Annotated in this window: 9 protein-coding genes and 1 rRNA gene; 4 read left to right on the top strand and 6 right to left on the bottom strand. The window is 66.4% G+C overall.

The genetic code is table 11. From position 1 onward, the window contains the following. The first annotated feature begins 174 nt into the window (after positions 1 to 174). From rrf to BLQ10_RS00020, 4 genes are all read left to right on the top strand, one after another. Positions 175 to 291, top strand: a 5S ribosomal RNA gene (rrf, locus tag BLQ10_RS00005). A gap of 251 nt (positions 292 to 542) precedes the next feature. Then, positions 543 to 2,045, top strand: a complete 1,503-nt coding sequence (locus BLQ10_RS00010; RefSeq protein WP_091556867.1) for a CBM96 family carbohydrate-binding protein — start codon at positions 543 to 545, stop codon at positions 2,043 to 2,045. A 136-nt stretch (positions 2,046 to 2,181) separates the two neighbouring features. Continuing rightward, positions 2,182 to 3,030 carry an SDR family NAD(P)-dependent oxidoreductase gene (locus BLQ10_RS00015; protein WP_091556870.1) on the top strand — a complete coding sequence of 283 codons (849 nt, stop codon included), beginning with the start codon at positions 2,182 to 2,184 and terminating at the stop codon, positions 3,028 to 3,030. Between the two features lie 128 nt (positions 3,031 to 3,158). Beyond that, positions 3,159 to 3,443 carry an excalibur calcium-binding domain-containing protein gene (locus BLQ10_RS00020; RefSeq protein WP_091556873.1) on the top strand — a complete coding sequence of 95 codons (285 nt, stop codon included), beginning with the start codon at positions 3,159 to 3,161 and terminating at the stop codon, positions 3,441 to 3,443. A gap of 71 nt (positions 3,444 to 3,514) precedes the next feature. Here BLQ10_RS00020 and BLQ10_RS00025 read toward each other — a convergent pair whose 3' ends face one another. The 6 genes from BLQ10_RS00025 to BLQ10_RS00050 form a co-directional block, all read right to left on the bottom strand. Further along, positions 3,515 to 5,344 carry a putative bifunctional diguanylate cyclase/phosphodiesterase gene (locus tag BLQ10_RS00025; RefSeq protein ID WP_139164146.1) on the bottom strand — a complete coding sequence of 610 codons (1,830 nt, stop codon included), beginning with the start codon at positions 5,342 to 5,344 and terminating at the stop codon, positions 3,515 to 3,517. A gap of 237 nt (positions 5,345 to 5,581) precedes the next feature. Then, positions 5,582 to 7,717 (bottom strand): putative bifunctional diguanylate cyclase/phosphodiesterase, encoded by a 2,136-nt coding sequence (locus tag BLQ10_RS00030; protein ID WP_254785328.1) that lies wholly within the window; start codon positions 7,715 to 7,717, stop codon positions 5,582 to 5,584. A 104-nt stretch (positions 7,718 to 7,821) separates the two neighbouring features. Next, positions 7,822 to 10,038, bottom strand: coding sequence for a putative bifunctional diguanylate cyclase/phosphodiesterase (locus BLQ10_RS00035; protein ID WP_091556881.1), 2,217 nt, complete (start codon positions 10,036 to 10,038; stop codon positions 7,822 to 7,824). A 164-nt stretch (positions 10,039 to 10,202) separates the two neighbouring features. Next, entirely contained in the window at positions 10,203 to 11,375 is a 1,173-nt protein-coding gene (locus BLQ10_RS00040; RefSeq protein ID WP_091556884.1) for a glycosyltransferase family 4 protein, read from the bottom strand. A gap of 413 nt (positions 11,376 to 11,788) precedes the next feature. After that, complete coding sequence (locus tag BLQ10_RS00045) at positions 11,789 to 12,028, bottom strand: hypothetical protein (RefSeq protein WP_090583451.1); 240 nt, start codon at positions 12,026 to 12,028, stop codon at positions 11,789 to 11,791. 66 nt (positions 12,029 to 12,094) lie between these two features. Beyond that, complete coding sequence (locus BLQ10_RS00050; RefSeq protein WP_091556905.1) at positions 12,095 to 13,531, bottom strand: flotillin family protein; 1,437 nt, start codon at positions 13,529 to 13,531, stop codon at positions 12,095 to 12,097. Between the last annotated feature and the right edge of the window lie 322 nt (positions 13,532 to 13,853).

The raw sequence follows: 13,853 nt of genomic DNA on the forward strand, positions 1-13,853 counted from the left end.
AGAAACAAGACTGCTTGCGTCCACTATGTGGTTCCCAGACAACAAACCCGTTGCTTGAGAACCGACAACAACATAACAACACCACCGTTGCCGGTGCGAACCGGCAGCACGTTGTAACACCACAGATTTCCCACCCCCACGCCCCCAGGGCGCCGGCGGGTGCGGACACAGGGTTACGGCGGTCATAGCGTGGGGGAAACGCCCGGTCCCATCCCGAACCCGGAAGCTAAGACCCACAGCGCCGATGGTACTGCACCCGGGAGGGTGTGGGAGAGTAGGTCACCGCCGGACAACCATTCAGGTCGAGGACCCCCAACCACGTTGGGGGTCCTCCCGCATTTAACCCCCAAAAGCTGCTGATGAATCAGGCGGACAGTTCTGGCACATGCGTAAGACCGATAGGAACCTTGGGAATACCTTTAGTCGGCCAGCTATTTTGGACGTGGGCATTGTGAGGCACTATTGGGCAGGCTAGGGTGTGAATTCCTACGGACCATTAAGGCGCAGGGTGCGTCGACCGGACCTTATATAGGAGTCCCACGATGCGCGTAGATCCTGGTTTCGCCTTGGGCAAGAACGGTACTAAAAGGCATCGGTTTAGCCGCTCCTTCTTGGGGCACAAATGGATTTCCCTGGCGTCAGTCTTTTTCCTAGTGGCCGCCACAATCTCCCTTATTGCGGGCCCCGCAGAGGCCGCCACCCTGACCTTTTCTACTACGGCTGATGCGGTCGTGAAGCGTGACAGTCCCACCATTAACTTCCGCACGGCAACAGGCCTAAAGGCTGATAACTCGCCGGTCGAAATGATCTTCCTCAAGTTCACGGTAACCGGCAGTGCGGGCAGCACTGTGACCGGCGCCAGGCTCCGGCTGTTCGCTACGGATCCATCCAACTCGGGCGGCCAATTCCGGCGCGTCCTCAACAACTCCTGGAGTGAAAACACGATCACATTCAACAACGCGCCCGTTGCGGAGACGCCGATTGTGGCTTCGCGCGGCGCTGTTGCCGATAACACCTTTGTGGACTTTGATCTCTTCGGCGTGATTAAGGGTGACGGCACGTATTCGTTCCGCATCAGCAACACATCCTCCGACGGCGTCATTTACAGCTCCAAGGAGGCTTCGGTAGCCACTCAACGGCCTCTATTGACTATCACCACGAACACGACGCCGCCGCCCCCTCCTCCTCCGCCCCCGCCGCCGCCTCCGCCCCCCGGCGCTAACCCGTGCGGGACGGCGACCGTCGCGCCGACGAAATACGACCACGTCATGTGGGTGCTATTTGAGAACAAGACCTATTCACAGGTCATAGGGAACGCCAGCGCGCCGTACATGACGACGAAAGCGAACCAGTGTGCCTCGGTTTCCACCTGGAGTGACGCAGGCACGGGCTTGCCTTCCTTGCCAAGCTATCTGGCCATGACGTCGGGCAGCACGCAGGGCGTCACTTCCGATTCGAACCCCTCAGGCCTGCCGCCCATCACGGCCGACAACATCTTCCGGCAGGTGCGTACGGCCGGCCAGTCCTATAAGAGCTACATGGAGGACATGCCCTCAAATTGCCGGCTAACCGCGTCCGGGCTCTATGCAGAGCGGCACAACCCGGAAATCTACTACCAAGGGACGGGGGACAGGGCGGCATGCGCAATCAACAATGTGCCCCTGGGCACCGTGAGCGCGGGACACCTGGCGAGCGACCTGGCCAACAACACTCTGCCGAATTTTTCCGTGGTCGTGCCGAACGTGTGCAATGACATGCACGACTGCAGCGTCGCCACGGGCGACACCTGGCTCTCGCAATGGCTGCCGGTGATCTTGAACAGCCAAAGCTACCGGGCGGGACGAACGGCGATATTTGTAGTTTTTGACGAAGACACTCCGATACCCAATTTCGTGGTCGCCCCGTCCGTGGTCCCGGGCACCGTTATCCAGGGCAACTACAGCCACTACTCCCTTCTCCGGACCACCGAGGAAATGCTGGCCATCGGGCTGAAATTGCAGAACGCCGGCACGGCCCTGAGTTTCCGCTCGCCGCTGCGCATCTAGGCGCTGCAGGGGAGTCCCAGCAGACTCTCGCTAAGCTCCCGGGCCCGACGGAACGTTCTCCCAGTTAGGCTCGTTAGAATTCGACGGGGCTGGATTCCAAAAGACCAGCCCAACGCTTCGTTCTAAGGACACCTCAATGCCCGAGCGCACTATCGTCATCACCGGAGCCAGCGACGGCATCGGCGCGTCCGCCGCGCGGACCTTCGCCCGGCAGGGGGAGCGCGTGGTCGTCGTCGGGCGTTCCGCGCAGAAGACCGAGACGATCGCCAACGAAATCGGCGCCGACTTCTTTGTCAGTGACTTCGCCGACCTTGCCCAGGTGCGCAACCTGGCCGCGCAGCTGAAGGAAAAGTACCCGCAGATCGACGTCCTGGCCAACAACGCCGGCGGCATCATGGGACCCCGCGAGCTCACCGTGGACGGCCACGAGACAACCTTCCAGGTCAACCACCTGGCACCGTTCCTGCTCACCACCGAGCTGATCGACGTCCTCGCCGCCAGCCGGGCCACCGTCATCAACACCTCGAGCGTCGCGAATTCGCTCTTCGGCAAGCTGGACATCGACGACCTCGACGCGGCCCGCAAATACTCCACCAACCGCGCCTACGGCAACGCCAAGCTCGCCAACATTCTCTTCACCAACGAGCTTCACAACCGCTACAACACCGAGGGGATCTCGACGGCGGCGTTCCACCCGGGCGGGGTGGCCACCAACTTCGCGGCCGACTCCACGAGCCCCATGCGCCTGGCCTACACGTCCTTCCTCAAGCGCTTCATGCTGACCCCCGACCAGGGCGCGGACACCCTTGTGTGGCTCGCTAACGCCACCCCGGGCCACGATTGGATCTCCGGCGCCTACTACGCCAAACGGACGCTCTCCAAGGCCAACAAGCAGGCCTACGACGCCGGACTGGCCAAGGCGCTCTGGCAGCGCAGCGAGGCGATGGTTGCCCAGGACCTCGACAAGCTGGACCGCCGCGCTTAAGCAGCCGCTCCGCAACGGTGATTCGGCCTCTGAGCAGCCAAAACGTGGGATAGCCTTTCCTGCACCTCTCCGATTGGCGGTTGAGGGCTTCTAATGGGGGGAGTGCTCCTAAACGTCGCCTGAAGAAATTGATTATTGCGTCCCTGGCGGCTTCCGCCGTCGTTTTGAGCGCCACGGCCATGCCGGCATCTGCCGCCCCCGCGCCGAAGTCGTACAAGAACTGCACGGAGTTGAACAAGGTCTACCCGCACGGCGTCGGCCGCAGCGGCGCCCGGGACAAGACCACCGGAAAGCGCGTCACCAACTTCCGCGTCGACAACACCCTCTACAGCTACAACGACGGCGGTGCGCGGCACCGGGGCGAGTACGACCTCGACCGCGACAACGACGGCATCGCCTGCGAAAAGCGCTGATGTGAACACGTTTAAGCGGCGCCCCGGCTTGGACGGCTACCGCCCGGCCTGCCGGCGCGCTGCCCAATCTGCTACCGCGCGGCGTCGACCTTGTCCAGGGCGTTCAGGGCGCTCTCCATGGTTCCGGCCAGGTGGCTGGCGGGGGCCGGCTTGGCGAACAGGTAGCCCTGCAGGGAGTCGCAGCCGCGGTCCATCAGGTACTTGGCCTGCGCGGGGGTTTCGATGCCTTCCGCCGTGACCTTCAAGCCGAGGGCATGCGCGGCGTTGATCATGGTGGCGAAGAACGGCAGCTGTTCCTGGCCGGTCTTGATCATGGCCACGAAGGAGCGGTCGATCTTGACGTTGTCCAGGGGCAGCTCCTGAAGCCGGCCGAGCGTGGAATATCCGGTGCCGAAGTCGTCCATGGCAATCCGGACACCGGCCTTGCGCAGCTGCCGGAGCTGGCCCAGGACGTCCGAGGCGGCGTCGAAGAACACGCTCTCCGTCAGCTCAAGCGTCAGTTGGCGCGGGTCAACGCCGGTGGACGCGGCAATCGCGAGCACATCCGTGGCGAAGTCCCGGTGCTGGAACTGCAGTCCCGAGACGTTCACGGCGACGCTGTACGCGGGGTCGCCGGCCAGCCACGGCCGGATCTCGGCGCAGGCGCGGCGCAGGACTTCATCGCCGATCTCGCGGATCAGGCCGCTCTGCTCCGCCACAGGCAGGAACTGGTTGGGCGGCACCAGCCGGCCGTGCCGCTCCCACCGGGCGAACGCCTCGAACTGCACCACCGAGCCGATGCCCGGCGACACCACGGGCTGGTAGTGCACCGAGATCTGGCCCAGCTCGACGGCGCGCCGGAGCCCGGAATCGCCGTCGGCCTTGTGGGCCGCGGTGCTCAGCATCTCTGGCCGGAACCGCAGCCAGTTGTTCTTCCCGGCAGCCTTCGCCGCGGTCATGGCGGCGTCGGCCTGCCGCAGCAGTTCCGCCCCGTCCAGCGTCTGCCCCGACTTCGACGCCAGGCCCATGCTCACGCCGGGCCGGACCATGGAGCCGCCCACGCGCAGGGGCGCGTAGAGGGCCTCGGCGATCCGCTTGGCCACCGCGTCCGCGTTGAGGCACTCGGTCAGCAGCACCGCGAACTCATCGCCGCCCAGCCGGGCCACGGTGTCATGCGGGCGGACGCAGTTGCGCAGCCTGCTCGCCAACTCCACCAGCAGCTCATCGGCCGCCGAGCGTCCCAGCACGTCGTTGAGGTGCCTGAAGTCATCGAGGTTCAGCAGGAGGATGTCCACCGGATCCGGACGGCGCAGGGCGGCGGCGAGCCGTTCGTTGAAGAGGGGTCCGTTGGGCAGTGCCGTCAGCGGGTCGCGGAGGGACCCGGCCTTGAGTTCGTCGTCGTGCTCGGCAAACGCCGCGGGAGCAGCCGCACCCTGAAGTCCTCCAGAAACAGGAGTATGACGGCGGAGAAAGTCGCCGCTGAGGGACCGCCCGGCGCTGCCGGCGCCGGCATGGCCTCCGGCGGCGGTGTTCGATCTGTGGCTCTCCCCGGAGTTGCCTCCGGCGGTGCCGCGGATCGAGAGGGCCACGGACGTTCCGGCGTCGGCCGCTCCTGCCGGCGCGGGGACAAGCGAGCACGTGATTTCGACCGGGAGTTCGGTGCCGTCGGCCCGCCGGCCCGAGCCGGTGAACGGGGAGCGGGGGCTTGCCGCCTTGCCCAGTCCGGCCAGGACGCCGTGGAATTCCTCCCGTGAGGCCTCGGCCAGGAGCATGCTGTGGTCCGCGCCCAGGAGCTGCGCCCGGGAATAGCCAAAGAGCCGCTCTGCGGCCGGGTTGAGGAAGGAAATGGATCCGTCCGCGCCGACCAGCAACAGTGCGTCCGGGCTGTACTCCAGCAGTTGTTGTGCGAAACCAGCTTCCACGATGTCTGACAGCCCCCCAGGCGATGAACGGATAGCGGGCGTCTTGCGGAGAGCAAGGCGCACTGCGCTGACTGAATCATATGCGGTGCGGGCTCCCCGAACGTGATGGGCATCATGCCGCAACCAAATGTGTCGAACGCGCCGGCCGTGACGCAAGCTCACCAGGGCACCAGCCGGCTGCCCGGGCAGCAGCCGAGCTACCCGGGCACGCGCTGAGCTGCCCGGGCACGCGCTGAGCTACCCGGGCAGCGGTACGCCCTCGAGGTCAGCGATGGCCGCTGTCGAGTTGCTGACGGCCCGCTGCCTGGCCGCCCCGGGTTCCGGGCGGGAGAAGAGGAAGCCCTGCAGGGCATCGCAGCCGTGGTCCATGAGGTAGCGTGCCTGGGCCGGTGTCTCGATGCCCTCGGCCGTGACCTTCAGTCCCAGGCTTCGGGCCATGTGGATCATGGAGGTGAGGATGGGGAGTTTCTCGACGCCGGTCTGCAGCATCGACACGAAGGACTTGTCGATTTTCACCACGTCCACCGGCAGGTCCTGCAGGCGGCCCAACGAGGAATAGCCGGTCCCGAAGTCGTCCAGGGCCACGCGGATGCCGGCTTCGCGCAGGGTCTCGAGCTGGCCGATGACGTGGGAGTGGGCGTCGAAGAACACGCTCTCGGTCACCTCCAGGACCAGCTGGCGCGGGTCCACGCCGCTCCACGCCGCAATGTCCAGGACGCGCTCGGCGAAGTCGCGGTGCTGCAGCTGCACGCCGGAGACGTTGACGGCCAGGCTCCGGAACGGGTCCTCCCCGAGCCACGGGGCGAGCTCGGTGCAGCTGCGCCGCAGCACCTCGGCCCCGATCTCCCGGATCAGGCCGCTGCGTTCCGCGGTCTCGATGAAATCGTCCGGAGGGATCAGCTCGCCTTCCCATTCCCAGCGGGCCAGGGCCTCGAACTGCACCACCTCGAGCCGGTCGCTGGAGATGACGGGCTGGTAGTGGACCGTGATCTGCCCCAGTTCCACTGCCCGCCGCAGGCCGGCCGTGAGCTGGGTGCGCTCCAGCAGCGCGGCCAGCATCTCGGGTTGGAAGTGCACATAGCAGTTCTTCCCGGCCTCCTTGGCCGCGTACATGGCCAAGTCCGCCTGCCGCAGCAGTTCCGATGACGTCTCCGTCCCGGCGTCGCGCGATGCCACGCCCAGGCTCAGGCCCGGTCGCATGAGCGTCCCCTCGATGGAGACGGGGGCGTTCAGGGTGCTGACCACCCGCTGGGCCACGCCGTCGGCGTCCCGGCAGCCGACCAGCAGGACCACGAACTCGTCACCGCCCAGCCGGGCGACGGTGCCGTGCGGACCCACGCAGTTCTGGAGCCGACGGGAGATCTCGACCAGCATCTCGTCGCCGGCATGGTGGCCCAGGACGTCGTTGACTTCCTTGAAGTCGTCCAGGTCCAGGAGCAGCACGTGGACCGGTTCCGGGGTGAGCAGTGCCGCGGCGGCCCGTTCATTGAAGAGCATCCGGTTGGCCAGCCCCGTGAGCGGGTCCTGGAAGGCCAGTTCCTTGAGCTTGCCCGCCTGCTCGGCCAGTTCCTCCATGGCGCGGCGGGCCTGGTCCTGGGCGCGCCGGCGTGAAGTGATGTCGCGGAAGTTCCAGATCCGTCCCACGATCGCATCCGCCACCTTTTGCGGGCGCGAGTACAGCTCCACGGTGCGGCCGTCGGCGAACTCCAGGACGTCGTGGCTCTGCATCAGGCTGTCCGCGTAGAGCGCTGAAACCTTCTGCAGGAAGTAGTCGGGGTCCACCAGCTGGTCCGCGATGAACCGCACCAGCGCATTGGGGTCCTCGGCCGCGATCAGCTCCGGCGGCATGCCCCACAGCTTCAAGTACTGGTCGTTGATCCCGGTGATTTGGCCCTCGTTGGAGACCACCACGATTCCGTCCGACGTTGATTCCAGCGTGGCATCCAGAAGGGAGACGGCCAGCCGCCGGCCGGAATCGGAGTCATTCCGGTGCTCGGCGTCGCGGACGGCTACCGCCATGGCCGTGCCGGCGTCGACACTCACCAGCGCGCACGTGATCTCCATGGCGAGTTCCGAGCCGTCGCGGTGCCGTCCGACGGCGGCGAACGGCCGGCTTCCGGCCTGGCTCTTGCGACCCAGCCGGCCAAAGACCCGCAGGAAGCCGCGGCGGGCTTCCTCCGAGAGCAGGATGGTGTGCTGAACGCCGAGCAGTTCCTCACGGGGGTAGCCGAACAGCCGTTCCGCGGCCGAATTCACGAAGGCGATGGTCCCGTCCGCGGTCAGCAGCAGAAACGCATCAGGACCCTGCTCCAGCAGGTCTTCACAAAATCCAGTTCCCACGACGATACCGGCCCCCAAGCGACGGAAGTTCATAGAGCGATGATGTTCCCGGCCGAGGTGCCCGGATCAATGCGTTTCCCTGAATCATAGGGTCCTTCGGCCCTGTGTCCAGCACATCGGCCACGGAACTTTGCGGGTCACCGGTTGCCGGGCACCCGCTCGCCCCGCAGCGCGGCGATGGCACGGGCCGCCCGGTCCAGCGCAGGCTGGAGCGCGGCCTCCGGCTGGGGGCCCGAAAACAGGAAACCCTGCAGGGAATCGCACTCCAGCTTCATCAGGTAGCCGGCCTGGGCGGCCGTTTCCACGCCCTCGGCCGTGACAGTAAGCCCGAGTCCGTGGGCCATGCCGATCATGGCGTTCAGGATGGGCAGCTGTTCCGTGCCGGTGTTGATCATGGATACGAATGACTGATCGATCTTCAGCGTGTCCACGGGCAGGCCCTGCAGTCGCCCCAGGGATGAAAAGCCGGTGCCGAAGTCATCGAGCGCCACGCGGACGCCGGCCGTGCGCAGGCTCATGAGCTGCTGGATCACGTGGCAGTCGTCCTCGAAGAAGACGCTCTCCGTTACCTCCAGGACGAGCTGGCGGGGGTCCACGCCGCAGGATTCCGTCACGGCCAGGACCAGCTCGGCGAAGTCCCCGTGCTGCAGCTGGACGCCGGAGACGTTAACGGCCAGGGACCGGGAGGACTCCTCTTCCAGCCAGGGCTTGAGCTCGGTGCAGCCGCGCAGCAGTACCTCGGTGCCGATCTCGACAATGAGGCCGCTGCGTTCCGCCGCCGGAATGAACTGCTGGGGCGGAACGAGCACGCCGTCGCGTACCCAGCGGGCCAGGGCCTCCACCTTGGTCACTGTCCCGCTGCCGGCGGAGACGATCGGCTGGTAGTGGACGGCGATCTGTCCGCTGTCCACGGCCAGCCGCAGGCCGGCCTCGAGGTCGTTGCGGTCCACGAGGGCCTTCATCATCTCCGGCTGAAAGCGCATGTACCGGTTCTTCCCGGCGGTCTTGGCGGCATACATCGCGACGTCGGCACGGCGCAGGAGCTCGGAGGCGTCAACGGCGGCCTGCCCGATCGAGGCGAGCCCCAGACTGAGGCTGGGCCGCAACATGGTGCCGTCGATCCACACCGGGACGCGCAGCGAGTCAACGATCCGGGCAGCGACCGCCTCGGGCTCCACCGAGTTGATCAGGAGCACCACGAACTCGTCGCCGCCCAGCCGGGCCACGACATCGCTTGGCCGGACGCACGTGCGCAGCCGCCGGCCGACCTCTATGAGCATCTGGTCCCCGGCATGGTGGCCCAGGATGTCGTTGACTTCCTTGAAATCGTCCAGGTCCAGGAGCAGGACGTCCACTCCGGTGCCGCGCGGGCCCTCGAGGGCGCTGGCGAGGCGATCATTGAACAGCTGGCGGTTGGACAGCCCGGTCAATCCGTCCCGGAACGCCAGCGCCTTGAGCTGGGCGGACTGCGCGGCGAGGTCTGCCATGGCCCGGGTGATCCGGTCCTGGGCAACCTTGGCCGCGGTTACATCGCGGAAGCTCCACACCCGTCCGACCACCTGGTCTGCGACTTTCTGCGGGCGCGAATAGCGGTCAAACGTCCGGCCGTCGCGGAATTCCAAAATGTCGTGGCTTTCCGCCGTGGGATCGGCGTAGAGAGCCTCAACCTTTTCGACAAACTGGGCCGGGTCGCGCAACTGATCCAGGACGAAGCCCATGACGGCCTCATCGTCCCCGGTGGCCAGCATTTCCCGCGGGATGCCCCACATGGTGAGGAACTGATTGTTGACGCCGGCGATCTCGCCCTCGCTGCTGACCACAAGGATGCCGTCGGCAGTGGATTCGAGCGTCGCGCTCAGCAGCGACATGGCCTCGCGGAGGCCGTCATCGGTCTCCGGCCGGTGCGAGGTGTCGCGGACCGCGGCGATCATGCTTGCAGTACCATTACCAGCGCCGTCCCCGGTCACGAAGACGGACCCGGCCACCTCGGCCTGGAACTCCGTGCCGTCCCGCCGCACCCCGTAGGCCTCCACGGGAGCGGTGTCAGTCTCGTCGGCGTCGGCGGCGTCGTTGTCGGCATGGGCGTCGCGGCGGAGGTTGAAGAACAGCCGCTCCAGCCCGTTCCGGAACCCCTCGGCCAGGAGGATGCGGTGGTCCGAGCCCACGAGCTCCCCGCGGTCGTACCCGAACATGCGCTCCGCGGCGGTGTTGACCATCCTGATGGTCCCGTCTTCTGCCACTACCAGCAGGGCGTCGGGGCTGGATTCCACCAGATCCCCATAGCCCGGGACTGCGCCGAAGCCTTCTTGTGGGACCGCGCCGGGGCCTTCCTCCGGGTACGACGACGCCGTCATCCGGCTACCGCCGTGCGAATTTGAGACCAACCAACCATTTAGAACCCTCCCATCGGGAAATCATAGGTGCCCGGAGGGTGCACGCGGTGCCAACACGTGGGCGGGGCGGGTCCAGGCCTGCGCGGGAGGACCAAACGCCCCCGTTGCGCTATCACCTAGGGTGCTTATGGCCCGGGTTTAGCAGCCCTAAGCGACAGGGCAACGAGGGGGGAGCGGCCTACCGCAGGCTCCCGGGTCACGGCCTGGTAATGGCCAACGAGTTCGGCCCCGAGGACGGACCACGTCCGGCCCTGAACCGAGGCGTGCGCGGCCGCGGCGAACGCGCGGCGCTTGGCGTCGTCGCCCATCAGGTCCATTACCCGGGCACGGAGCGCCGCAAGGTCGCCGGGCTCGTACAGCCAGCCGGTCCGGGAATTCTCCACGAGGTCCAGCGGGCCGCCACGGCCCGTGGCCACCACCGGCACCCCGGACGCCATGGCCTCCTGGATGGTCTGGCAAAAGGTCTCGAACTCGCCGGGATGGACGAAGAGATCGAAGGAAGCCACCACCCGGGCAAGGTCGGCGCCGCCGAGGAACCCGGTGAAGACCGCCTGCGGCAGGGCAGCTTCCAGGGCGGGCCGCTGGGGCCCGTCGCCGACAATCACCAGCCGGGTTCCGGGAACATCCGCCAGCACCGCCAGATCCTCCACCTGCTTCTCGACCGCCAGCCGGCCCACGTAGCCGATCAGGCGCTCGCCGCCGGGCGCCACGGAGGCCCGCCAGCCGGCGTCGCGCTTTTCGGGGTTGAACCGCTGAGTGTCCACGCCGCGCCGCCACATGTCCACGCGCGGAATGCCGCGGCCGCGGAGCTGGTTGAGCGCGAAGGTGGAGGGGACCAGGGTGCGCGAGGCCAGCAGATGGATCTGGTCCACCCGGTTCCAGGCCCAGTTCTCCAGGAAGGGGACGCCGTAGCGCCCCGCGTAGCCGGGGACCTCGGTCTGGTAGATGGCCACCGTAGGGATTCCGAGCTGGTGGGCGGCCTGCGCTGCCCGCCAGCCGAGCACGAACGGGGACGCGAGGTGCACGACGTCGGGCGCGTAGTCGGCAAGGATTCGCTTGACCCGATACACACCGCCCATCGCCACCCGCACATTCGCATAGCCGGCCAACGGGACCGAGGGGAGTCGGTGGACGTGGGCGCCATAGACCTCGTCCGGGACGTCCGTGTCCTGCGTGGACGGCGCGATCACCAGCACCTCGTCCCCGCGCTCCTGCAGATGCTCCAGCACGCGCAGGATGGAGTGGGTGACCCCGTTCATGAGCGGCAGGAATGATTCGGCGATGATTGCGATCCTCACTCCTCCACGGTGCGGGCGGCGGTTTGCGGCGCGGGGGAGCGGGCGTGGCCGGCAGGGGAAGAGTGGGTTAACAGGTGGGCGCGGCGAGGCCGATCTGCTCAAAGGGTGGAAAGGGCAGCAAAAGGCGGGGAAACTACCGCTAACTGACGGGAACCGTCAAGGGGGCGCAGTTGATTGCGGCCATGCGTTCACGGCGCAAACCCAACGAAACAGTGGTGCCGGACGGCATGACGGAAGACGAGCTATAGCGGATCGGGCCAGTTGCCGACCGGGAAGAGCGAACGGGTGCCGGAAACCATCGATAACCTCACAGCCGGGCCGCCACGCGCACGCATATTGCCTTCCATCAGAAATACCTCCAGAGGCTACGGAACTTCAGAATACGCCCGTCGCCTCCCAGCGTCCAGAGGCGGTCAATCGGCCTTGAGCACGTCCGGAAGTTCGTCCACAAACACGGTCTGGGGCGGTTCAAAATAGATCACCAGCACCTGCTCGCCCACGGCGAAGACGCTGCTCTTGTCGAACGGGTGCGCATGGAACGCACTGGTTCCGCCGCGAACGGGCAGCATGACCTCGCCGATGGTGCCCGGGCCGATCCGACCCGTGACCCGCCCAATCTTTCCGGTCAGGCTCCGGTCAACGTCCTTGTGCATCAGAATCCTTGTACATCTAAACCGTTGGGCATCAGAATCCCCGCATTTGCGTGCGCATGGCAGGCACTACGCACCCGGAGCCTTGGTGTCCCGTTTGGCGGCGTCCCGGGTGTTCTTGAGCGCGCTGGAGAGTGCCGGGAGGTAGTTGCCCACCTGTGCCAAAATCCCGCCGATCATCCTGTTGACCCCTTCGCCGCCGTTGAGGACGGTCATCTGGCCGACGTGTGAAAACGGCTCGGCGGCCGCCGCCACGATCGCCGGCATGTTCTCGGCGAGCTGCTGGGAGATGACGGCGTCCTGGTTGGTTGCGAGCGCTTCGGCACGGGCCTTGATGCCCTCCGCCTCGGCCAGGGCCTTGGCCTTGATGGCTGAGGCGGCGGCCTCGCCGCGGGCCTTCGTGGCGGCAGCCTCGGCCTCGCCGGTGACCTTGGTGGCCCCGGCCGCCGCCGCTGCCGCCGTCGCGTTCGCCTGCGCCTGCAGCTCGGTCCGCCGGGCGTTGACCTGCGCCTCGAGCTCGGTGCGCCGGGCCAGCGCCTCGGCCGCGCTGATGTCCGCGGATTTCTGGCCCTCGGCATCGGTGCGCTTGGCATAGGCCCTCGCGTCGGCGGGCTTGCGGACGGTGGTCTGCAGCTTCTGTTCCTCCCGGTCGGCCTCGAGCTTGGCGACCTCGGTTTCCTGGACCACCACCTGCTGACGCGCCGACGCATCGGCCAACGGCCCGGCCTGGGCCGCGTTTGCCTTGGCACGCTCGGCATTGGCCTGCGCCACGGACTGCCGGATCGCGGACACACTCCGGGCGTCGGCGATCATGGCCTCTGCCTCTGCTTCCTTTTCCGCCGCCTCGCGGTTCCGGGTGGCCTCCGCGATGCGGGCCTCCATCTTGACCATGGCAATGTGCGGCTTGGCGATGTTCTGGATGTAGCCCGTAGGGTCTTGGAGGTCCTTGATCTGCAGCGAGTCGACCACAAGCCCCAGCTTCTCCATTTCGACGCCGCTGGCACTGCGGACCTGGGAGGCCAGCTTGTCGCGCTCGCGGATGATTTCCTCGACCGTCATGCTGCCGATGATCGAGCGCAGGTGGCCCTCGAAGACGTTGTAGACCTGGCTTTCCATCTTGGGCTGTTGGCCCAGGAACCGCCGTGCGGCGTTGGCGATGAACGGCGGGGCATCCCCGATCTTGTAGATGACCACACCGTCGACAATGACCTGGATGCCCTGGGAGGTCACACAGGAGACCTTGAGCTCGGTTTCATTCAGCGTCAGAGACAGCGGCCGCACGGTCTGGAGCCCGGGCAGCACCAGGGCCCCCTTGCCCGTGACGATCTTGAAGTCCATTCCCTCCCGGGTTTCCAGCGTGCCGCGCGTCAGCCCGGAGATGATGAGGGCCTCGTTCGGTTCAGCCACCTTCCACATCAGCTTTGTTGCCACCCAGATGACGCCGATGACTACGGCCGCCCCCAGGATGATCGAAATGAGCGGGTAGAAGGCTGACAAGTCCGGCATTAACCAGGTCCTTTCACGGTGGTGGAAAAGGTATAAAGCAAAGCCCCAAACGATGCTGCTGGTAGTCCCCGGCCGGCCCGGAAGCGGGAATCAAGACGCCGCCCAGCCAGCTGTTGTACACAGTCTGGGGTCCTACATGCTTGGAAGTCCAGCAATTCGACAGTGTTCGGGCATACGCCCAAGTGCCGCCGGTGCCGAAAGCCCCTGTTGGGGCGGCCGGCGCCGTGCCAGCGTGGGAGAGGGTGCGAGCGTGGATGGGCGCGTTAGCGTGGATCGGCGGGCAGCCGGACGACGGCACCCGTAGAAGGGTGATGGGAGATGC

Origin of the sequence: Arthrobacter sp. ok362, assembly GCF_900102785.1 — a bacterium.
Taxonomy (GTDB): Bacteria; Actinomycetota; Actinomycetes; order Actinomycetales; family Micrococcaceae; genus Arthrobacter.